Genomic DNA, 21,846 nt, shown 5'->3' with positions numbered 1-21,846 from the left:
AATTCCCTAACCCGCGTGCCGGTCGATCAGCCGTTCGTAATATTGCGCCAGTGCTCCGGCATTTGCCTCCCAGCTGAACCGCTTCGCCATCGCTGCGACGATGCGAGGCGAGGGAAGATTGGCAAGCATATGGCGAATGCCCTGCGTGACGGAGGACAGGTCGCGCTCCACGATAGTCCCCGCCTCCGGACCCATGACGAGTTCGCGCGCGCCGCCAGCATCTGTAATGACCAGCGGCGTGCCGCAGGCCAGCGACTCTACCCACGCATTGGCGAGCCCTTCGCTGGCAGATGGTAACACCATCAGGTCGGCGGCCGAAAGTATCACCGGCAGTAGATTGTGGTCTACCGAGCCCAGAAAATGCACCCGCCCTGCTGCGCCCATATCGGCAGCCAGCCGGCGCAGATGATGCTCGTCCTCCCCCTTGCCGACCAGCAGCAAATGCGCATCCGTCAGATCGGCCAGTGCACCGATGACCAGCTCCTGACCCTTGCGCGGTATCAGCGCGCCGACGGTAGCAAGCAGTGGCGCGGTGGAGGGTAACGACAGCCCGAGTTCCTGTCCCAGTTTGCGGCGTAGGCCAACATGGTCCAGCGGCCGGAACCGGTCCCGATCAAGACCGGTGTAATGCACCGTAATCGCCTCACGCCGCATCCCCATACCAGCCATGTCATCCGCCAGAGCCTGCGACACGGCGAGTAGCCCTGCGGCGCCGCTTGCTGCATCGAGCATTTGCTCAGCGCCGTAATCCTGTTTGCCCCAATAGGAGATATCCGCCCCGCGCGCCTTGATGGAGTAGGGCAGGCCCAGTTCCTTCGCGATTGAAGCAATGGCGGGTCCATCGGGATAGAAGAATTGCGCATCGAGTATGTCGAACGGAGTTTGCGCGTGCAGTTCCTGAGCAAGAGGTAGCACTTTGCGGGCGATGATTGCCGGATTGATGCGTCCGCCGAAGCGGGGGATAAGCGGGAAGGTCGGTCGACGCACATCGACACCGTTTTCGACACCATCGACCGCTGCGTCCTTCAGTGCCCGATATTTGCCGAACGCGATGGGCGGGATACCGAGCGGGTTGATGCAGGTTACTTCCCAGCCGTTACGTGCCGCCAATGCCTCCAGCGAACGCGCGACGAAAGTGCCGAAGCGCGGATTTGTGCTGTTCGGATAGAGCGTGGACAGTGACAGCACGCGCCGCGCCGGTCTGCCATTTCGGTTCGCAGGGTTTGGCATATCAGAGTTTGCGAACCAGCATTTCGGCCACCGCGATCCAGGCCGGATCCTCTACCACCTGCTGTTTTTGGCCGGTGCCGCTGGGCAGGATGGCGAGGCGGTTGCCCTGCCGGTCGATCAGCCGTCCGAAAGCGAAGCGGCCACCCTTGCGCGGCACCAGCACATCGCGGTTGATGGCGCGCGCGGCGTCTTCGAGGGTGATTTGACGCAACCATAGCTGATCGCCGGGAAGGTAAGGGCCGTTCGCCTCTTCTACTGCGAGCACAGTCAGCGAACCTGCGCCGCCGAGTTCCGTCGCGAGGATGGCGTCGCGCGCTTCGTCCAGCCCGTCCGCTCCGTCTGCCAGCAGCCGCGCCACGACCTGTGCCGGGGGCGACTTTTCCGACCGGACCAGCATTTCGGGTTCGACATCGAGCGCGGCGGAAATCCGCTCCATCCATTTCAGCGACAGGTTGCGCATACCGGTTTCAAGCCGGCCGATAGTCTGCGCGGTGGTCGGAGGATCGCAGGCCAAAGCAAGGTCAGCGAGCGTCATGTTCTTGCCTTTGCGGATATCGCGGATGCGGTTGATCATCGGAAGGCTCCATCACCAATCGGGTGAAAGTTCTTTCCTACAGATAACCACAGAAGGCAAGCGGGCTTGACCAAATGGGTTATTCAAAGGGAAATCGCATGGACAGGCATCTGGTAGAGCGTGAACTTACCCCGGAAGGACCGCGTAAAAGCGGAACTGCAACGCGCAGACGCCGCACGGTGACAGTCAACACTGCCGAGTCGCCGCTAAGCTGGCTGCATTCGCGCGGAATGATCGACGATCGGTTATTCGATGCGGGCGAGCGTCTGCGCGCCGACTACGAACGCGCGCAGATGAGCCCCAGCGTGACCATGCGGTGGGACCCGGTGCGCATCGCAGGGACCGGCGATCGCGGGCTGTCACCGACCGAGCGGCAGATCGCTGCGAAGGACCGTTTCGACGGCGCGCTGGCTGCGGCCGGTTCGGGCTTGTCCGACGTGCTATGGCGCGTCGTCTGCGCAGGCGAAGGGTTGCCCACGGCCGAAAAGGCGCTCGCCTGGCCGGCGCGCAGCGGCAAGCTGGTGCTGAAGCTGGCCCTCGACCGGGTGGCGAATTTTTACCGGATCAACTAACGCCGTCTTCGCTGCCATACATGAAGCGTTCTTCGGCGATTTTCCCGTCCTTCACAGTGTACAGGCCGACTTCGCTCATCTGGTTGCGCTCGCCGTCGATGGTGACGTCCATGTCGTATTGCACAGCGAATTGGTCACCATAGACGAACGGGCCCTTGGTGTTCACCGAATGCACTTCGGCATTCTGGTTCCACCAGGCGTGCTTCTGTTCGAGCGCTTCGCGACCTTCGCAGCGGGACATTTCGCCCTCCTGCGGTTCCAGGCTGACGATGTCGTCGGCCCAATAGGCCTTGTAATCAGCCTCCCGGTCCTCCGCGACGGCTTTCGTGAAATTCTGCGCCAATGTCTGAATGTCCATTATGTGCTCCTTACGCTTGGTCCCGTCCGGCCAGAAGATTGTCTCACATTATTATGACAGAAACGCGTCGGCGCAGCTCCGGTAGGATGTCTTCGGCAAACCACGGATTTTGCTTCATCCAGATGGCGCTGCGCCAGGCGGGGTGGGGCAGGGGGATTGCGCCAGGCAGGCATTCGCGCCAGAGCCTTACCCGCTCGGTCATGGGCAGTTTGCGCATCGCGGGAAGATAATGGGCCTGCGCGTAAGTCCCGACCAGCAATGTGAGGCGTTCGCGCGGAAGCGTGGCGAGGACGCGGTCATGCCAGTGCGGCGCACATTCGCGGCGTGGCGGACGATCCCCGCCGCTCGCCTTGCCGGGATAGCAGAACCCCATGGGTACCAGTGCGACGCGGTTTTCGTCATACATCGCGGCCTTGTCGAGCCCGGTCCATTCGCGCAGGCGATCGCCGCTGGCGTCGTCCCACGGAATGCCGCTTTCATGGACTTTCGCGCCGGGAGCCTGCCCGATAATAAGAAGGCGTGCGGTGTCGCTGAACTGGACGATGGGGCGGGTACCGGCAGGCAGATGCTCCGCGCACAGACGGCAACTGGCAATTTCCCGGCGCAGCGGCGTCACGCCAGCCTCACCGCGCCGCTTCCTCGGCCCGTTCGGCCAGTTCCAGCCAGCGTTCTTCCGCCGCGTCCTTCTCGGTCCGGGCGTTCTCGATACCTTTCGAGATATTGGCGAATTTCTGCGGATCGGCGGTGTATAGCTGCGGATCGGAAAGGATTTGCTCGCCGCGCGCGATGGCGGTTTCCAGCTCCTCAATTCGGGCCGGAAGCAGGTCGAAATCGCGCTGCTCCCCGAAGCTGAACTTGGTGGGTGCTTTTTCCGTATCACGGCTGCGTTCCACCCGAAGGGCTGCCGGTGCTTTCGATTTGCCGACTTCGCGACGATCACGCTTCGCTTCCCAATCGGCGTAGCCACCGGCGACGATGTCCACCGTCCCGCTGCCGTCCAGCCCCAGCGTGAGCGTGACGGTGCGGTCGAGGAAATCGCGATCATGGCTGACGATCAGCACCGTGCCTTCGTAATCGGCGATCACTTCCTGCAACAGATCGAGCGTTTCCAGATCGAGGTCGTTGGTCGGTTCATCCAGCACCAGCAGGTTGGATTTCCGCGCAAATTCGCGGGCGAGTAGCAGGCGGGATCGTTCGCCGCCCGAGAGGATCCCGACTTTCGTTTCGACGATCTCCGGCTCGAACAGGAATTCCTTCAAATACCCCTGAACGTGCTTGCGCACCCCGCGCACGTCGATCCAGTCGCCGCCCTCGGCGAGCACTTCGCGAACGGTCTTGTCCGGCTGCATCAGGCTGCGCTGCTGGTCGATCATCACCCCGGTAAGCGTCCTGGCGATTGTGATCGTACCCTCATCCGGCTCGATCTCACCCGTCAACAGCTTGAGCAGCGTGGTCTTGCCAGCGCCGTTCGAACCGACCACGCCGATGCGGTCGCCGCGCTGGATGCGCAGGGAAAAGTCGCGAATGATCGGGCGGCCGTCGTAGGATTTCCCGACCTTGTCCGCCACGATAACGGATTTGGATTTGTTGTCTTCGTCCACCGCTAGCCCCAGCTTGGCCGCACCCTGCGGGCCGATCATGGCGGCGCGGGCGGCGCGCATCTGGTAAAGCTTTTCCAGCCGGCCCTGGTTGCGCTTGCGCCGCGCGGTGACGCCGCGTTCCAGCCAGTGCGCTTCGAGCTTCAGCTTGGCATCGAGCTTATGGGCGGCTCGCTCTTCCTCTGCCATGACCTGTGCTTCCCAGGCCTCGTACCCGCCGAAGCCGACATCCTTGCGCCGGATCACGCCGCGGTCCAGCCACAGCGTAGTATTCGTAAGACGTTTCAGGAACGTACGGTCGTGGCTGATCACCATGAACGCGCCTTTGTACCGGTCGAGCCAGCTTTCCAGCCATTCGATCGCGGCCAGGTCGAGGTGGTTGGTCGGCTCGTCCATCAGCAACAGGTCGGGATCCTGCGCCAGCGCCCGGGCAATCGCCGCGCGGCGTTTTTCTCCGCCGCTGGCACCGTCAACCGAAGTGGCCATATCGATGCCGAGCTGGCCTGCGATCGCGTCCACTTCGTGTTCTGGGGGCGCATCGTTGCCATGCAAGGCAAAGTCCATCAACGTGGTGTAAGCGGAGAAATCGGGCTCCTGCTCCAGCACCACGATGCGCGTGCCTTTCTGCACAGTCCGCTGGCCGCGATCGGCCTCCAGCTGATCGTCGATCAGGCGAAATAGGGTGGTCTTGCCCGCCCCGTTGCGCCCGATCAGAGCCATGTGGTCGCGCGGTCCGATATGCAGATCCAGCCCGTCCGTACCCGGCCCGCCGAACAGCCACCGACCGCCCTGTTGCAGGCCGAGGGATTCCCAGGAAAGGACAGGTGGTTGCGCCATGGGGCGTTCAGCTAGGCGCTCATACGCATTCTCACAAGGATAGTCGGGATTGCGGGGTTGATCCGGGTAATGAAGGAGACCGGATTGTCTCTTCCGGAACCTGCCTCGAGTATAAGCCGTTCTTCTGCCAACCATCATGTATTGCGAGGATTTGCCATGACCCGTCTTCTGTCACTCACCGCCGCATTGCCGCTTACGTTACTGGCAGCACCGCTTTCTGCGGCGGAAGTCACGCTGGAATCGAATGGTCCCGTCGTTGAACTGACAGTGATGGAAGAGGTGAAGGCGCGGCCCGATATCGTGGAAATCGGTGCGGGCGTATCGACCGAAGCGCGCACGGCGGTGGCCGCGATGCAGTCCAACGCCCAGCAGATGTCCGCAGTTATCGCGCGGATCAAGGCGCTCGGCATTGACGAAGATGATATCCAGACCAGCGGCATTCGCCTCAATCCGCAATATGATTACAACCAGAACACGCGCAAACAGGTCTTTCGCGGCTACGAGGTTGTGAACCAGGTCAGCGTAACCTTGCGCGAAGTGGACCGGACCGGCCCGGTACTGGATGCGCTGGTAGCTTCCGGTGCCACCAATCTGTCAGGTCCAGGTTTTCGAATCGAGGATGAAACCGCAGCAAAGGACGCGGCACGGCGCGCGGCGATGGAAACTGCGCTGCAACGCGCGCGCGATTATGCCGGAATGGCCGGCTATTCGAATGTGCGACTGCTGTCTGTGAACGAAACTGTGCGGAATGAAATGCGACCGATGGGCCGGGTAACGATGGACGCCATGACCGAGGAAGCGGCATCTACGCCTGTTCAACCCGGTATGGTCAGCACCGGCGTTTCGGTCACGATTACTTATGAGATGACCCGTTAAGCAAATTGAGCTGGTTCCTGAATGTGTGCCATTTGGCATATTCACAACCGGTTCAATGCAGCGCAGGTAATCCTTTGGCCGATATGAAAAAGCTGTTCACCCGAAGTCTCGCTGCGACGATGGCCGCTACATTGGCCTTTGGCGGCATTGTTGCGCCCGCGTCGGCCCAGCCTCGCACCGATCAGGGCGAGGCGCGCAAGCAGATGCGCGCAGGTAAGCTTATTTCCTTGCGGACGATCGAAAACCGGGTGCGCCCGATGTATCCCGATCACAAATATCTCGGCCCGTCCTATGACAGCACGGCTATGGCTTACCGCCTGAAATTCATGAAGGATGGCAAGGTTACCTATGTCGATGTCGATGCGCGGACCGGACGTATCTTGCGCCGCTGGAGCTGATGGCAGGTTTTCGTTTGGCGGCTTACGTAGCCGCCGCTCCGGAAATCGTCAGCTTCTCGTATTGAAACCTCCCAGCCCATTGACGCGTTGATGCGCATGGCGCACCAGTTCGCGCCAGTAATTGGCGCATAGGCGCCGCATTTTCGGGGGACCGACCAGACCATGCGCATTCTCATCGTCGAAGATGAACCGACACTCGGCCAGCAGCTGAAATCGACGCTCGAACAGACAGGCTATGCGGTGGACCTTTCCACCGACGGCGAAGACGGGCACTTCATGGGCTCGACCGAGGAATATGACGCCGTGATCCTCGATCTCGGCCTGCCAGAAATCGACGGGCTGACGGTGCTCGGCATGTGGCGTAAGGAGGGCCGCACCTTCCCGGTGCTGGTGCTGACCGCGCGTGACAGCTGGAGCGACAAGGTTGCCGGGCTGGATGCGGGCGCCGACGACTATCTTGCCAAACCGTTCCAGACCGAAGAACTGATCGCCCGCCTGCGCGCGTTGATCCGCCGCGCGTCGGGTAACACCAGCAGCGAATTGATGGCCGGCGACGTGCGGCTGGATACGCGCAGCGGCCGGGTCACGCTGAAAGGCGAACCGGTCAAGTTGACCGCGCAGGAATACAAGCTGCTGAGCTATCTGATGCACCACAAGGGCAAAGTGGTAAGCCGGACGGAATTGATCGAACATATCTACGATCAGGATTTCGACCGCGATTCAAACACGATCGAGGTGTTCGTGACCCGCATTCGCAAGAAACTGGGTGCGGAAGTCATCACCACCATTCGCGGGCTTGGCTACAGTCTGGATGATCCAGACGACCAGCCGCGCGCGGTCTGACGGCAAAATCTTACGGCAGATACGGCACCTCACAGCACAGGATACAGGACATGGATATGGTAGCGGGGGAGAAGAACGGGGCCGGCCGTACCGCCGATCCCTCGCCCGATCACCCGCTGGCCGCCGGGGTCGATCATGTGCCGGTGCCCCGCGCTATCGAGGCGGGCAAGGCGCCGCCCCATACCGGCAGTCTCGCTCGGCGAATGATGGTTATCGCAGCTGGCTGGATCACCATCCTGCTGCTGGCGGGCGGGTTCGCGCTGGAGCGCACGCTGACCGATCTGGTCGAGGATAATTTCGACGATCAACTCGAATACAACATGACCGGCATGATTACCTCGGCCGAGATCATCGACGGGGAAGTCTGGTTCAGCCGCAGCCTCGGCAGTCAGAAATTCATGGAGGTCGATAGCGGCCTGTATTACCAGATCAGCGCCGACGGTTACGACCCCTATCCCAGCCGCTCCCTGTGGGATCGCACGCTGGACCTGCGCGCCGACCATTCGGTCACCACTTCGCAGTTTTACGACAGCAACCAATTTGCCAATGAGCCGCTGCGCGTTCTGGAGCGATCTGTGCAATTGCCCGGCAGCGACACCCGCTGGACCTTTGCGGTGGCCGCCAGCCGGGACGAACTGGTCGAACAGATCGGCCGTGTCCGGTCCATTCTGGTCTGGAGTTTCGCGGTGCTCGGCCTTGGGCTGTTCATCATGGCGGCGCTGCAATCCATCTACGGTCTGCGCCCGTTGCGACGGGTGCGCGCGGCGATCCAGCGCATCCGCACCACCGGCACCAATCGCGTAACCGATCCGCTGCCGCTGGAAGTGCAGCCGCTGGTGGAAGAACTGAATGCGTTGCTCGCGCATTCGGAAAAACAGGCGGAGGAGGCGCGCACCCACGCCGGCAATCTTGCCCATGCGCTGAAGACCCCGCTCACGGTGGTGAACAACGCCGCCACCGCGAAGGCGCCGGACCTGCCCGACACAGTGATCCGCGAAGCGACCACCATGCGCCGCCATGTCGACCACCATCTTGCGCGCGCTCGCGCTGTTGGCAGGCGAGCGGTTGGCCTTGCCTCGACGCCGGTTTGCGAAAGCGCAGAAGCGGTGCGCCGCGCAGTCGAACGGCTTTACCCGAACGTGCGCTTCGATCTTGATGGGAAGCGCGATGCGCGAGTCGCAATCGAACGGCAGGACCTGGACGAAATTCTCGGCAATCTGATCGAGAACGCCGCGAAATATGGTGGCGGAAGCGTGTTCGTAACCGTGGACGCCGAAAGCATCGGCAATGAACGGACCGGGCAATGCGTCATCTGGGTGGAAGATGACGGAATCGGCATTCCCGAAGAGGAGCGTATTCGCATCTTCGACCGCGGCGCGCGGCTGGATACCGGCAAGCCTGGAACAGGCCTGGGCCTGGCTATCGTGCGCGACGTGGCGGAAATCTACGGCGGCGGGGTGGAGCTTGGCGAAAGCGAGGATCTGGGCGGTCTGCTGGTCAAGCTCAGCCTGCCGCGCGGTCCGGCACAGACGGACGTACCGGCGTAAGCCAGCAGTCGTTCGTTTGGTCAATTACGTCAGCGCGCCGCCTTGATAGCCGCCAGTTTTGCCGCATCGCGTTTCTTGAACGCCATCGCGGCTGTCAGAATCCGGCCCTTCGGGTCCACTTCCTCACCCGCGCCAAGCCGCTCCAGCTGTTCGTAATACCAGGCCTGCGTCGCCGAGGCGTTCAGCGCCTTGATCGCGGCGAACCGGCTTTGCGGGGATAGCGGGCCGGGACCGACGCGCAGCTCGTTCTCTATGCGCTGCGTTTCTTCATATCCGCCAAGCAGATGTTTCGAGATATCGGGATCCACGATCAGGGGGCGGGCGATCCCGATGAGATCGATGCCGTCTTCCGCTAGCGCGTGCTCCATCCCGTCTCGCGACCGGAATCCGCCCGTCACCATAAGCTTCGCCCGGTCGAGTGCAGCCCGGATACGCGGCGCAAACTCTTGGAAATAGGCTTCCCGCGCGGCTGTGCGCGCCTGCGCCCCGGCACGCGAACCATCATCATCGTCGCCCTTATTACCCATCATCGCGGTCTGCTCGTAAGTACCGCCGCTGATCTCCAGCAGATCCATACCGGCCTCGTCGAGCCAGCCGGCAACTCGCTCGCTATCTTCGATGGCAAAGCCGCCGCGCTGGAAGTCGGCGGAATTTAGCTTCACGGATATGGCGAACGGGGCCGGACATTCGGCGCGAACCTTGCGCACGATGTCGAGCAGCAGCTTCGCCCGGTTTTCCAGGCTGCCACCCCATTCGTCGTCACGCCGGTTGAGAAGCGGAGACAGAAAACTGGATAGCAGATAGCCATGCGCCGCGTGGACCTGCACCCCGTCGAACCCGGCGGCATGGCAAACCTTCGCCGCGTCCACGAACTTACGCTCGATAATTGCGATATCGTCTGCGGTCATCGCCTGCGGTTGTCCGAACGCGATGAATGGCATCGCACCGAGCGGTACCGCGCTGGGCGCTTTGGGTGCGGGATTGATCGGAGCGGGTGTTTGCCGCCCGCCATGGCTGAGCTGGGCGATGACTGCGCTGCCGCCGGACTTGGCCGCCTTGGCAAAACTTGCCAGCGCAGCCGCGCGCGAAGCATCGGGCACCCCGTCGATCACAACGTTGCCCGCACGTTCCAGATGATCGGCATCGATCTGAATATTGCCGGTAATCAGCAGCCCCGTCCCGCCATCCGACCATCTGCGGTAAAGCGTTTCAAGCTTTGTCGTGGGCAATCCTGCGGCATCGGCCAGCCCTTCCGTCATGGCCGCTTTTGCCAACCGGTTGGGTAGCACCAGGCCGCAGGGCAGGGGGAGTGGCCGGGCGAGACTTGGGTTGTCGTCCATGGTTCAGCCTTCCTGCGCGCGTTCGTGGTGGCGGATCACCTCGTCGATGATGAAGCGCAGGAATTTCTCGCTGAATTCCGGGTCCAGTTCCGCCTCGCTCGCTAGCTGTCGCAGCCGTGCGACCTGTTCCTGTTCGCGGTTCGGATCGGCCGGGGGGAGGGAGGATTTCGCTTTGTAGGCCCCCACCGCCTGCGTGATGCGGAACCGTTCGGCCAGCATATGCACCAGAGCGGCATCGATATTGTCGATGCTCTTTCGGTAACCGGCCAGCACCTGGTCGGGCGTGGAGGCATCGGGGCGCTGATCGTCGCTTCGTGTCTGCATAACCTGCCGCCTAGCACGCACGGACCGGCGGTTCCACGCCATACAATGCTTGCCAAGCTGCGCCGCAACGCACACAAGCACGCCCGCGATGAGTGCAGAGATTATCCCCCTGAAAACGCGGGCCCGCTCCGCCGCTCCCACGCTCGATCCTATGCTGACGCTGACGGCGCAGGGCATGAACAGCGTGAACACCGTAATTCTCGACCGGATGCAGAGCGAGATACCGCTGATCCCGGCGCTGGCAGGGCATTTGATCTCGGGCGGCGGCAAGCGGTTGCGGCCCATGCTGACGCTGGCAGGCGCGGAACTGGTTGGGTACACCGGCACGCGCCACCACCGGCTGGCCGCCGCGGTGGAGTTCATTCACACCGCTACATTGCTGCATGACGATGTGGTGGATGGGAGCGATCTGCGCCGGGGCAAGGCGGCGGCCAACATTATCTTCGGTAATCCCGCCACCGTGCTGGTTGGCGATTTCCTGTTCAGCCGCGCGTTCGAGCTGATGACCGAGGACGGCAGTCTGAAAGTCCTGAAAATCCTTTCCGGCGCCAGCGCCATCATTGCGGAAGGCGAGGTCGATCAGCTGACGGCCCAGCGACAGATCGAAACCAGCGAGGAACGCTATCTCAACATCATCGGCGCAAAGACCGCCGCCCTGTTTGCCGCTGCCAGCCGCATCTCCGCCGTGGTGGCCGAATGCGATGAGCGGCAGGAACATGCGCTGGATGATTACGGCCGCAATCTGGGCATCGCATTCCAGCTGGTGGACGATGCGATCGATTACGATTCCGATGCGGCCGAAATGGGCAAGGACCGGGGCGACGATTTCCGTGAGGGCAAGATGACACTGCCGGTCATCCTTGCATATGCTCGCGGTGACGAGGGCGAGCGCAAATTCTGGCGCGAGGCGATCTCCGGCCACCGTACCTCCGATGCCGACTTGGGCGAAGCCATTGCCCTGATTGGCCGTCACGACGCGGTGGAGGCAACCCGCGAACGCGCGCGCCACTTTGCCCAGCGTGCGGTGGACGCAATTTCGATCTTTCCCGACGGCAAGGCCCGCGCCGCCATGGCCGAAGCCGCCATGTTCGCGGTGGCGAGAGGTTACTAAGCGCCTTCCGCGCCGCGGCCGCCATTGCTAGGCAACACCGTGGCTTCGAACCTTCCCATTCACGCCGTTTTGCCGGATTTGCTGCGCGCCTTGGACAACCACGGTGCGGCCGTACTCGTGGCACCGCCTGGCGCGGGCAAGACCACCGCCGTCGCGCCCGCATTGCTGGACCAGCCGTGGTGCGACGGCGAGATCATCCTCCTCAGTCCGCGCCGGGTCGCGGCGCGCGCGGCGGCGGAGCGGATGGCGCAGATGTTGGGCGAAAAGCCGGGCGAAACGGTGGGTTACCTCACGCGGATGGACACAAGGCGCGGGCCGACCACGCGCATTCTGGTTATGACCGAAGCCATTTTCGTGAACCGCATCGTGGCCGATCCCGAACTACCCGGCGTCAGCGCCGTGTTGTTCGACGAAGCGCATGAGCGGCATCTGGACAGCGACCTTGGCCTTGCTCTGGCGCTGGAAAGCCGGTCCGTGCTGCGCGAGGATCTGCGTATCTGCGTCATGTCCGCCACGATCGATGGGGCGCGTTTTGCCGATTTGCTGGGTCCGGATGCGGTCACGATCGAAAGCGAGGGCAAGGCATGGCCGCTCAGGATCGAATGGCTTGGGTCGTCCCCGCAGGCGCGCACGGAAGATGCAATGACAGATGCGATCCTGACCGCATGGCGGGGCGAAGAGGGCGATATTCTCGCTTTCCTTCCCGGCGTGCGCGAGATTGACCGAACGGCCGAACGGCTGGAGGTGCGGTTGCCGAACGTGCCGGTCCTGCCGCTGCATGGACAGGTCGATCCCGCCAGCCAGCGCGCCGCAATCGCGCGCGATCGCCAGGGCCGCCGCCGGATCGTACTGGCGACCGCGATTGCGGAAACCTCCCTGACGCTGGATGGCGTTTCGGTGGTGGTCGATAGCGGGCTGTCGCGCCGTGCAGAGCATGACGTCGCGGCCGGCACCACGCATCTCGTCACAACCCGTTCCAGCCAGGCTGCGGCAGGCCAGCGAGCAGGGCGCGCCGCGCGGCTCGGGCCGGGTGTCGCCTATCGTCTTTGGGAGAAAGCCGCGCATCCCGGCAGGCCGCCATATGATCCGCCCGAGATGCTGACCGCCGATCTCGCTCCGCTGGCGCTGACGCTGGCGCAGTGGGGTGCGCGCGATATAGATGGTTTGCCATGGCTGGATACGCCGCCGGCAGCCGCAATGGCTGCGGCGAACCGGCGGCTGGTTGGATTGGGGGCGGTGGACGAAACCGGCCGGATTACGGACACAGGGCGCAAACTTGCTAAACTGCCAATGGACCCGGCCTCCGCCGCAATGCTGCTGTTCGGAGCGGAGAATGGTGCCGCGTGGGAGGCGGCGAAGCTGGCGCTCCTGTTACAGGAACGCGGGCTAGGCGGCCGGGGAGAAGACCTTGCCGCGCGGATGCAACGCTGGGACGGCGAGCGTGGGAAGCGGGCAGACGCTTCGCGCAGACTGGCGGCGCGGTGGGCAACATCGGCAGAAACGTTGTCAGCGCCTGTTACGGAAAAGCAGAAGCCGCCCCTCGCTATTCTGCTTGCTACTGGCCGGCCTGACATGGTGGCCCGCCGCCGCGATGCGTCCGGCGAGCAATGGCTGACAGCGGGAGGACGCGGCTTCGTTCTCGACCCGGCATCGCCGCTCGCGACAGCGGAATGGCTGGTTATCGGCGACGCGCAAGGCAAGGCCAAGGCTGCACGCATTACCGCTGCAATCCGGCTGGAGCCTGAAGACGTCATTACTCACCTCGCAGCGCGGATCGAATCGCGGCAGGTGTTGAACTGGAACAATGACGTCGCTCGTGTGGAGGCGCGGCTGGAACGGCGGCTGGGTGCGATCACGCTCGCCAGCGGGCCGGACCCCGATCCCGATTCGACAGTCCTTGTGGATATGCTTGTGGAAAAGGCTGTTGAGCGGTTGGGGACATTGCTTCCGCCGACGCTTCTGGCCCGCGCTCGCCATGCCGGAATTGCGGAACTGTCGGTCGAGGTGTTGGCGGCGAGAACCGACCAATGGCTCGCACCCTTGCTGGAGGGCCGCCGCGATCTTGGCATTGGTCCTGCGAAATTGGCAGATGCTGCGTTGGCGACGCTCGATTGGGATAGCCGCCAACGGCTCGACCGGCTGGCTCCGATGCGCTTCACCTCGCCCGATGGGAGCACGCTGAAGATCGATTACGCGGCCGAAGCGGGACCGACGGTTTCGGTGCGTCCGCAGGCGCTGTTCGGGCTGGATACGCATCCTGCCATCGGACAGCCGCCTATACCTCTCATGCTGGAACTGCTTTCGCCCGGTGGCAAGCCGATCCAGCTTACCGCCGACCTGCCCGCTTTCTGGCGCGGAAGCTGGCGTGATGTGTGCCGCGATATGAAAGGCCGCTATCCCAAACACCGCTGGCCTGAAGAACCGTGGAACGAGCGCCCCAGCTTGAAAACCAAGAACGCCTTTGCACGAAGCGCGCGCGTCAATTAAAGGACCCGGCATGACAGCCCGCATCTATCAACGTCCCAAGAGCGCCATGCAGTCCGGCAAAGCGAAAACCGCGCAATGGGTACTGGAATTCGAACCCTCCGAAGCCCGCCGCGCCGATCCGCTGATGGGCTGGACCGGCAGCGGCGACACGCAAAGCCAGGTCATCCTGACTTTCCCCGGCAAGGAGGAGGCGAAAGCCTACGCCGAACGCTACGGCATTATCGCACGCGTGCATCAGACCCCGCCGAAGACGCTGAAATTGCAGGCCTATTCGGATAATTTTCGTTAGGGGGAGTTTCTGTTCAGCCTCAGGCGCCGGTGTTTTTTGTTTGCCTCAAGCGCCGGCGGTCGCATTCGCTCCCTTAGGCTATCCTCGCGCTGCGCGCTGCGGGCGGCCCTTTGGACCTATGACTGCCGTGACCAGGGACCGGGTGCTACCTCACCAGCTTGGCGCAAGTTCGGTCCGCGACCAGCGGACCGCAAGGCCGAACGGCCGCCCGAGCTTATGCGAGGAAGCAAGCAGGCCGGATGGCCTGCGCCCGCAGGGCCACAAACAAAAAACTCCCGCGCCTGTAATTCCGCGCTCCAGCCGCATCAAATACCAACCTTGCGATTCGCCCAGAGCAACGCCATATGCACGGCGGGAGTCGGGTGGACGTTTGCGTTCGCTAACCTGGTCAGGTCCGGAAGGAAGCAGCCATCCCGATTTGCGGCGGGTCGCTCGGCTCCTAGATACCCCGGTTCGTCACACCATGATCTCGGATACCGGCCTCCTTTTCCACCTCTCAATCATCGCCCGCGCCATCCGCCGATGACAAGCGCGGGGCCATTGCCTAACTAGGTGGCATGGGCGAATCCGAAACACCGGAACTGGACGAGAACACACCGAGCGCGGCGGAGCTGGAGGCAGCAGGCCAGGCGGCGATGTTCGGCGCGCCGCCGAAAGAAAGCTCCGAGCCAGGAAAACCCGCTGCTGATGCTCCCGTGCCGGAGCCCGCCTCCGCCGCGAAGGCCGAACCGCCAGTGAAGAGCGCAACCGCGCCTGCCACCGATCCATCGCAGCCATACCGCGTTCTTGCTCGCAAATACCGGCCGCAGACGTTCAGCGAACTGATCGGGCAGGAACCGATGGTCCGCACGCTGGGGAACGCGATTGCGCGCGACCGGCTGGCCCACGCCTTCCTGATGACCGGCGTGCGCGGGGTTGGGAAGACATCCACCGCGCGGCTGATTGCCAAGGCGCTGAACTGCATCGGACCTGACGGACAGGGCGGTCCGACGATTCAGTCCTGCGGGGTGTGCGAACCGTGCGTGGCGATTGCGGAAGGCCGCCATATCGATGTGATCGAGATGGACGCTGCCAGCCATACCGGCGTCGACGATGTGCGCGAGATTATCGAGGCGGTGCGCTATGCCGCCGTATCGGCGCGCTACAAGATCTACATCATCGATGAAGTCCACATGCTCAGCCGCAACGCCTTCAACGCGTTGCTTAAAACGCTCGAGGAACCGCCGGCTCACGTCAAATTCCTGTTCGCCACGACCGAGGTGGAGAAGCTGCCGGTCACCGTGCTCAGCCGGACGCAGCGGTTCGACCTGCGGCGCATTCCGGCCGATATGCTGGCCGATCATTTCGGCAGCATCTGCCGCCAGGAAGGCGTCGAGGCTGGCGACGAGGCGCTGCGCATGATCGCGGCCGCCGCCGAAGGGTCGGTGCGCGACGGGCTGTCGATTCTCGACCAGGCCATCGCGCATGCCGATCTTGAAAACGAGGCGAAGGTTACGGCCGACCGGGTGCGCGATATGCTGGGTCTGGCCGACAAGGGGGCACAGCGCCGGTTGCTCGCCGCCTTGCTGGAAGGCGATGCCACCGCGCTGCTGGATGCGATTGCCGATCAGTATGCGCTGGGGGTCGAGCCGCTGGCACTGATGCGCGGGTTGATGGATCTGTGCCACCGAATCACCGTGACCAAGCTGGGCGGCGAGGGCGCTGCGGCAGCGCTGGGCGCAGCGAGCGAGGACGAACGGCAGGCACTGGAAAGCTGGGCGAACGCGCTACTTCCGGGGCAGTTGCACCGGCTGTGGCAATTGCTGCTGAAGGGGCATGGCGAGGTGCGTCAGGCGCCCGACCCGCTGGTCGCCGCGCAGATGGCGCTGCTCCGCGCGCTTCACGCGGCCGATATGCCAGACCCCGGCTCGCTGGTGAAAACGCTGGAGGAAATGGCGGCGAGCGCAGCGGCCAATCCCGCTGCGGGGGCCTCGTCTACTGACGCCGGGACCTCGGCCGCTCAATCAGCTGCCGCCGGACCTGATTTCCCCGAACTCGTGTCGCGTATCGAACGCTCCGGCAAAACCGGCGCATTGCTGCTGGCAACCAAGATGAAGATGCAGGTCGAGGTAATCTCGCTTGAACCGGGCCATCTGGTCTACCGGCTGGCGGATGGCTTTACGGACGATCTCGGTCCCGATCTGCGGCAAGCGCTGCTCGATGTAACCGGGACCCGCTGGCAGGTGGAACTGGGCTCGGGCGACGCCGAAGCCGCCCCGACGATGGTTGCCGCCGACCGCGCTGCTCACGACGCCCGGCGCGCGGAAACGCGCCGCCATCCGCTGGTCGAGGCCACATTCGCAGCGTTTCCGGATGCGGAAATCGTTGAAACGGACGAGAACGCGCCCACATCCTATACAAGATCAGCCTGAGGAACCCGACCGATGAAATCGATGGAAGAAATGCTGCAGGCGGCCCAGAAGGCTGCCGAAACGATCCAGACCCAGATGAACGACGTGCAGGTCAAGCTTGACGCGATTGAGGTCGAGGGCCTGGCTGGCGGCGGCTTGGTGAAGGTCCGCTGCACCGCCAAGGGCCGCGTACTCGGCGTCGATATCGACGAGAGCCTGATGAAACCGGATGAAAAGGCGATGGTCGAAGACCTCGTCACTGCGGCATTCAACGATGCGCGCGGCAAGGCGGATCAGGTTTCCAACGCCGAAATGCAAAAGGTGCAGGGAGGCATGGGCCTGCCGCCCGGCCTCGACATACCCGGTTTCAGCTGACGCGGATCAGGCGGCCCGCGTCGTCGCCCGCGTGGTTGCCCGCGGGTGTTCGCAGCGGGCTTCGTTGCCATCGGAGCCAGGGTCGAACGCGCGCCACCCTTCGCTCGACCGCAATAGTTCGGTATGGCAACGGCGGCAGGTCGTGCGGAAGTCCAGCCGGTCATGCCATACGCGCCCGCGGTCGATCCGATGTCCTGCGATCCTGCAAATTGCCTGCATCATGGTCTGCGCTCCTGATGGGATGGACCGGATTGTTCCGGCCCGTTGTTACCGGGTTGCACATGGCCGCAGATCGTTACCGCATGATGACAGGCCGATGCGCATTCGCCCGCAACCTCGTCCACAACGATGCCGGTTCCGCCTGTTGATAGGCAGGCCGGCGCCCCCCATATCGTGAACTATAGCAGCGGCACCCACGCCGCATGAACCGGACCATATTTATGACGACGCTCCCCCTTCTTCCCCTGCGCGATATCGTGGTGTTCCCCGGCATGGTGGTACCGCTGTTCGTGGGCCGCCCGCATTCCGTGGCGGCGCTGGAACAGGCGATGGCCAACAAGTCGGACGATGGCGGCAAGGAAATTTTCCTGCTCGCCCAGCTCGATCCCACTTGCGACGCGCCGGAGCGCGACGATCTGTACGACATCGGCGTCACCGCGCATGTGCTGCAGATGCTGAAGCTCCCCGACGGTACCGTCCGCGTTATGGTCGAAGGCAAGGCAAGGGCCAGCCTAAAGGACCTGCGCGCCGATGGCGATGTCGTGCTCGCCGACATTGCCGTGCAGGACGAGGTGACCGCGTCCGGCACGGAAGTCACGGCCACGATGCGGCAGGTAGTCGAGGAATTTGCCGAATACGCCAAGCTGCAGAAGAAGCTGGGCGATGATGCGGGGCCCGACCTGTCGGACATCGACGATGCGAGTCAGCTGGCGGACGCGGTGGCCTCGGCCATTTCCGCGAAGGTCTCCGACAAGCAGGCCTTGTTGACCGAGGCCCATCCGTTGAAGCGGCTGGAAATGGTCATGTCTTTCATGGAAGGCGAATTGTCCGTCCTGCAGGTGGAGCGCAAGATCCGCGGCCGCGTGAAGCGGCAGATGGAAAAAACGCAGCGCGAATATTATCTCAACGAACAGATGAAGGCGATCCAGAACGAGCTTGGCGGCGAGGGCGAGGATGGCGACGAACTGGGCGAACTGCAGAAGAAGATAGAAGCGACCAAGCTATCGAAAGAGGCGCGGGAAAAGGCCAATTCGGAACTGAAAAAGCTGCGCGCGATGCAGCCGATGAGCGCCGAAGCTACCGTCATTCGGAACTACCTCGACGTGTTGCTGGGCTTGCCATGGGGCAAGAAGAGCCGCGTGAAGAAAGACATCGCAAAAGCGCAGGAAGTGCTGGATGCAGATCATTACGCGCTGGAGAAGGTCAAGGATCGGATCATCGAATATCTTGCCGTGCAGGCGCGTACCAACAAGTTGAAGGGGCCGATCCTGTGCCTCGTTGGCCCTCCGGGTGTCGGCAAGACCTCGCTCGGCAAGAGCATTGCCCGCGCTACGGGCCGCGAATTCGTTCGGCAGTCGCTTGGCGGTGTGCGCGACGAGGCCGAGATACGCGGCCACCGTCGTACTTATATAGGGTCGCTGCCAGGCAAGATCGTCACCAATCTGAAAAAGGCCGGGACCAGCAACCCGCTGTTCTTACTCGACGAGATCGACAAGCTGGGCCAGGATTTCCGCGGCGATCCGGCATCGGCACTGTTGGAAGTGTTGGATCCTGAACAGAACAGCCATTTCCAGGACCATTACCTCGAGCTCGATCTCGACCTAAGCGACATCATGTTCGTGACCACGGCCAACAGTCTCGATTTGCCGCAGCCGCTGCTGGACCGGATGGAAATCATCCGGCTGGAAGGCTATACCGAGGACGAGAAGGTTGAAATCGCCAAACGGCATTTGCTTGAGAAAACGATCAGCGATCACGGTTTGAAGGCGGAGGAATTCGAACTGACCGAGCTGGCTCTGCGCGACCTTATCCGGTATTACACGCGCGAGGCGGGGGTGCGGACGCTGGAACGCGAAATTGCCCGGCTTGCTCGCAAATCCTTGCGCAAAATCCTCGAAGGGGAAGCGACCAGCATCACCATCACGCCCGATAATCTGGGCGACTTTGCCGGAGTGCGTAAGTTCAAGCATGGCATGGGCGAGGAAGACGCGCAGGTCGGCGCGGTCACCGGCCTTGCCTGGACCGAGGTCGGCGGCGAGTTGTTGACCATCGAAAGTGTCACCACTCCCGGCGGTCCCGGCGGGAAGGGCGAGGTGAAGACGACCGGCAAGCTGGGTGACGTTATGAACGAGTCCATCGCCGCCGCCTTCAGCTTCGTGAAAGCTCGTGCGCCGGCCTATGGCATTAAGCCGAGCATCTTTCAGCGCAAGAACATCCATATCCACTTGCCCGAAGGCGCGGTGCCGAAAGACGGACCAAGCGCGGGTATCGGCATGGTCACTTCGATCGTGTCGACCCTGACAGGTATTCCAGTTCGGCCCGACGTGGCCATGACCGGCGAAGTTACGCTGCGCGGCCGCGTCCTGCCGATTGGCGGACTGAAGGAAAAGCTGCTGGCAGCATTGCGCGGCGGGATCGGCACGGTCCTTATCCCGGAAGACAATGTGAAGGATTTGGCCGAGATCCCGGTCAACATCAAAGACGCGCTGGACATCGTGCCGGTCGCTCATGTTGACGAAGTGCTGGCTCGCGCCTTGTGCGAACAGCCTGAGGCGATTGAGTGGAGCGAGGCGGACGATCTGGCCAGCCAGCCGGGATCGGCGGGGGTCAGCCCGGCAGCGGTGCATACCGCTCACTGATTCGGCCTACCACGCGCTTTACCGTTACGGCGGGCTCGAATGGAGCATTGTGCGGTGCAGCAATAGTCCGTCTGGATGTCTGGATAGCGACCAATTGATGGTTAATTGCCATCAGATGGCGCAATCCAGCCGTTTTTGCGACGAAATGCCTTTGACATTGTTGTAGAAACTTGTTCAACATTGCCTCCGCCGGACCTCTTCTTGTCCGAACCTGTAAAATATCTATTCCAATTGGGGGAATCCTGAATGAACAAGAATGAACTGATTAGCGCCGTCGCCGATTCCAGCGGCCTTTCCAAAAGCGATTCCGCCAGCGCGGTCGAAGGCGTATTCGATTCCATCCAGAAGTCGCTGTCGAAGGGTGAAGAAGTTCGCCTCGTCGGCTTCGGCACTTTCTCCGTGGCCAAACGCAAGGCCAGCACCGGCCGCAACCCACGTACGGGTGAGCCGATGACGATCAAGGCATCCAACCAGCCCAAGTTCAAGGCCGGCAAGGGTCTGAAAGACGCCGTCAACTAAGACGCCGTTTTTGGCAGCCCGGGTTTCCGGGTCGCCGATATGACATAAAAAGCCGCGCTACCCTTCGGGGTGGCGCGGCTTTTTTATGTTGGGCAATCAAACGGACGGCTGTGCCTGAGTTAGGTGCAATATGCGCACAATTGCCCCGGACCCGGTTGGGCGCACCCGCCTTACCGTGTGGCTACCGCATACAGCGTCACCGCGGCAGCGTTGCTGACATTCAGGCTTTCCATCGCTTCGCCGATCGGGAGCCGGGCAAGTGCGTCGCAGTGGTTGGCGATGTTTTGCCGCATACCCGGCCCCTCGGCGCCGAATACCAGCGCCACCTTGCCAGTGGGCAATGCCTCGGCCAGCGTGGTTTCCGCATCACCGGCGAGCCCGATCCGCCAATATCCGTGTTCCGCGATCTGCTCCATCGCGCGCGCCAGATTGACTACCCGCACCCATGGAACCGATTCCAGCGCACCCGAAGCCGATTTGCCGACCACTCCGCTTTCGGGCGGGGCGTGCCGATCCTGTGTGACGATGGCGGCCACATCGAATGCGGCGGCAGAGCGCAGAATCGCGCCGACATTGTGCGGATCGGTGACCTGGTCGAGAATGACCAGCGGGCGGTCGTCTGCCTGTGCCAGTACGTCATCGAGGAAGACATCCTCCAGTGCTGCGCATTCCAGCACCAGCCCCTGATGCGGCGCGCCCTGCGCCACCAGGCGGGCAAGATCGTGCGGATCGGCGTATTCCACAGCAAAGTCCTGCGGTAAATCGCCGTCGAGCGATGCAACCCCTTCGCGTGTTGCCCATAATTTTCGATGCTGACGCTCGGGATTTTTCAGCGCCGCTTCCACCGCGTGATGACCCCACAGGCGCACCTGCCCCGCGCCGGCCTTGCCGCTGCCGCGCCCGCCCTGCATACGTCCGGCCCGCCCGCGCAGCACCCGTTTGTTATCCCGCTTGGCCATCGCCGAATTCCCGTTCGTGTATAACTGCGGACCCCGTGATCCGCATTGTGCCCGAAGCCCTGCCAGCCGCCCCATTGACAGGCAAGCGCGCCTTCGCCAAAGCGGCGCCTCTCGGCCGATGGCCCCGCTTGCCTGCGGGGTCGATTGCACGCTCAAGACAGCAGCGCAACGGGACTGTGGACAGGTGGCCGAGTGGTTAAAGGCAGCAGACTGTAAATCTGCCCGCGCAAGCGTACATAGGTTCGAATCCTATCCTGTCCACCACCCCCGCCTCGCTGAAACAAGCGGAAAGCGGGACCCTGATCTAACGATATAATGATGCAAACGCGTCACAGTGTGCGCAAAACTGGGTGCGTTACGC

At 62.8% G+C, this 21,846-nt stretch carries 20 protein-coding genes, 1 tRNA gene and 1 other RNA gene; 14 read left to right on the top strand and 8 right to left on the bottom strand.

Going from position 1 to position 21,846, the window contains the following annotated elements:
- Positions 1–6: 6 nt before the first annotated feature.
- Together HME9302_RS07770 and HME9302_RS07765 are read right to left on the bottom strand one after the other, a co-directional pair.
- Positions 7–1,188, bottom strand: a complete 1,182-nt coding sequence (locus HME9302_RS07770; protein WP_326833158.1) for a glycosyltransferase — start codon at positions 1,186–1,188, stop codon at positions 7–9.
- Positions 1,189–1,231: 43 nt separating this feature from the next.
- The gene (locus HME9302_RS07765; protein WP_115366547.1) at positions 1,232–1,804 is read right to left on the bottom strand and encodes a helix-turn-helix transcriptional regulator; all 573 of its coding nucleotides are present in this window, start codon (positions 1,802–1,804) and stop codon (positions 1,232–1,234) included.
- Positions 1,805–1,902: 98 nt separating this feature from the next.
- Here HME9302_RS07765 and HME9302_RS07760 point away from each other — a divergent pair, with 98 nt between their 5' ends.
- Positions 1,903–2,376, top strand: coding sequence for a DUF6456 domain-containing protein (locus tag HME9302_RS07760; protein ID WP_115367578.1), 474 nt, complete (start codon positions 1,903–1,905; stop codon positions 2,374–2,376).
- Here the strand turns inward: HME9302_RS07760 and HME9302_RS07755 are convergent.
- The 3 genes from HME9302_RS07755 to HME9302_RS07745 are packed head-to-tail and all read right to left on the bottom strand — an operon-like array spanning position 2,369 to position 5,169.
- Positions 2,369–2,734, bottom strand: a complete 366-nt coding sequence (locus HME9302_RS07755) for a nuclear transport factor 2 family protein (protein WP_115366546.1) — start codon at positions 2,732–2,734, stop codon at positions 2,369–2,371. The genes HME9302_RS07760 and HME9302_RS07755 overlap by 8 nt on opposite strands.
- A gap of 43 nt (positions 2,735–2,777) precedes the next feature.
- Positions 2,778–3,350 carry a uracil-DNA glycosylase family protein gene (locus HME9302_RS07750; RefSeq protein ID WP_407641319.1) on the bottom strand — a complete coding sequence of 191 codons (573 nt, stop codon included), beginning with the start codon at positions 3,348–3,350 and terminating at the stop codon, positions 2,778–2,780.
- Positions 3,351–3,357: 7 nt separating this feature from the next.
- Positions 3,358–5,169: an ABC-F family ATP-binding cassette domain-containing protein gene (locus HME9302_RS07745; RefSeq protein ID WP_115366545.1), complete on the bottom strand. Its 1,812-nt coding sequence runs from the start codon at positions 5,167–5,169 to the stop codon at positions 3,358–3,360.
- A 156-nt stretch (positions 5,170–5,325) separates the two neighbouring features.
- On the opposite strand from HME9302_RS07745, the gene HME9302_RS07740 reads away from it, so the two are divergent.
- From HME9302_RS07740 to HME9302_RS07725, 4 genes are all read left to right on the top strand, one after another.
- Positions 5,326–6,045, top strand: coding sequence for an SIMPL domain-containing protein (locus HME9302_RS07740; RefSeq protein WP_115366544.1), 720 nt, complete (start codon positions 5,326–5,328; stop codon positions 6,043–6,045).
- Between the two features lie 83 nt (positions 6,046–6,128).
- Positions 6,129–6,443, top strand: coding sequence for a PepSY domain-containing protein (locus HME9302_RS07735; RefSeq protein ID WP_115367576.1), 315 nt, complete (start codon positions 6,129–6,131; stop codon positions 6,441–6,443).
- A gap of 162 nt (positions 6,444–6,605) precedes the next feature.
- The gene (locus HME9302_RS07730; protein WP_115366543.1) at positions 6,606–7,286 is read left to right on the top strand and encodes a response regulator transcription factor; all 681 of its coding nucleotides are present in this window, start codon (positions 6,606–6,608) and stop codon (positions 7,284–7,286) included.
- A gap of 56 nt (positions 7,287–7,342) precedes the next feature.
- Positions 7,343–8,833 carry a sensor histidine kinase gene (locus HME9302_RS07725; protein ID WP_115367575.1) on the top strand — a complete coding sequence of 497 codons (1,491 nt, stop codon included), beginning with the start codon at positions 7,343–7,345 and terminating at the stop codon, positions 8,831–8,833.
- A gap of 29 nt (positions 8,834–8,862) precedes the next feature.
- On the opposite strand, the gene HME9302_RS07720 is transcribed toward HME9302_RS07725, so the two are convergent.
- A complete protein-coding gene (locus HME9302_RS07720) occupies positions 8,863–10,173 on the bottom strand; it encodes an NADH:flavin oxidoreductase/NADH oxidase family protein (RefSeq protein WP_115366542.1) in 1,311 nt (436 codons plus the stop codon).
- A 3-nt stretch (positions 10,174–10,176) separates the two neighbouring features.
- On the bottom strand, positions 10,177–10,497 hold the full coding sequence (locus tag HME9302_RS07715) for a chorismate mutase (RefSeq protein ID WP_115366541.1): 321 nt from the start codon (positions 10,495–10,497) through the stop codon (positions 10,177–10,179).
- An 88-nt stretch (positions 10,498–10,585) separates the two neighbouring features.
- Between HME9302_RS07715 and HME9302_RS07710 the strand changes: the two genes are divergently transcribed.
- The 8 genes from HME9302_RS07710 (at position 10,586) to HME9302_RS07670 (ending at position 20,526) form a co-directional block, all read left to right on the top strand.
- Positions 10,586–11,608: a polyprenyl synthetase family protein gene (locus HME9302_RS07710; RefSeq protein WP_115366540.1), complete on the top strand. Its 1,023-nt coding sequence runs from the start codon at positions 10,586–10,588 to the stop codon at positions 11,606–11,608.
- 39 nt (positions 11,609–11,647) lie between these two features.
- The gene (gene hrpB / locus HME9302_RS07705) at positions 11,648–14,095 is read left to right on the top strand and encodes an ATP-dependent helicase HrpB (protein ID WP_115367574.1); all 2,448 of its coding nucleotides are present in this window, start codon (positions 11,648–11,650) and stop codon (positions 14,093–14,095) included.
- A gap of 10 nt (positions 14,096–14,105) precedes the next feature.
- Entirely contained in the window at positions 14,106–14,384 is a 279-nt protein-coding gene (locus HME9302_RS07700) for an ETC complex I subunit (RefSeq protein WP_115366539.1), read from the top strand.
- 351 nt (positions 14,385–14,735) lie between these two features.
- An RNA gene (gene ffs, locus HME9302_RS07695) (signal recognition particle sRNA small type) lies at positions 14,736–14,830 on the top strand.
- A gap of 111 nt (positions 14,831–14,941) precedes the next feature.
- The gene (locus tag HME9302_RS07690; RefSeq protein WP_115366538.1) at positions 14,942–16,795 is read left to right on the top strand and encodes a DNA polymerase III subunit gamma/tau; all 1,854 of its coding nucleotides are present in this window, start codon (positions 14,942–14,944) and stop codon (positions 16,793–16,795) included.
- A 12-nt stretch (positions 16,796–16,807) separates the two neighbouring features.
- Complete coding sequence (locus HME9302_RS07685; RefSeq protein ID WP_115366537.1) at positions 16,808–17,149, top strand: YbaB/EbfC family nucleoid-associated protein; 342 nt, start codon at positions 16,808–16,810, stop codon at positions 17,147–17,149.
- 440 nt (positions 17,150–17,589) lie between these two features.
- Positions 17,590–20,007: an endopeptidase La gene (lon, locus tag HME9302_RS07675; protein WP_115367573.1), complete on the top strand. Its 2,418-nt coding sequence runs from the start codon at positions 17,590–17,592 to the stop codon at positions 20,005–20,007.
- 246 nt (positions 20,008–20,253) lie between these two features.
- Complete coding sequence (locus HME9302_RS07670; RefSeq protein ID WP_115366535.1) at positions 20,254–20,526, top strand: HU family DNA-binding protein; 273 nt, start codon at positions 20,254–20,256, stop codon at positions 20,524–20,526.
- Between the two features lie 170 nt (positions 20,527–20,696).
- Here the strand turns inward: HME9302_RS07670 and rlmB are convergent, their stop codons facing one another.
- Complete coding sequence (gene rlmB, locus HME9302_RS07665; RefSeq protein ID WP_115366534.1) at positions 20,697–21,485, bottom strand: 23S rRNA (guanosine(2251)-2'-O)-methyltransferase RlmB; 789 nt, start codon at positions 21,483–21,485, stop codon at positions 20,697–20,699.
- Between the two features lie 178 nt (positions 21,486–21,663).
- Between rlmB and HME9302_RS07660 the strand changes: the two genes are divergently transcribed.
- Positions 21,664–21,749: transfer RNA gene (locus HME9302_RS07660), tRNA-Tyr, on the top strand.
- Positions 21,750–21,846: the final 97 nt, after the last annotated feature.

Source organism: Alteripontixanthobacter maritimus, from assembly GCF_003340475.1.
GTDB classification, from domain to species: Bacteria; Pseudomonadota; Alphaproteobacteria; order Sphingomonadales; family Sphingomonadaceae; genus Alteripontixanthobacter; species Alteripontixanthobacter maritimus.
The sequence above is the reverse complement of the archived record's forward strand: the minus strand, read 5'-3'. Positions and strand labels throughout refer to the sequence as shown.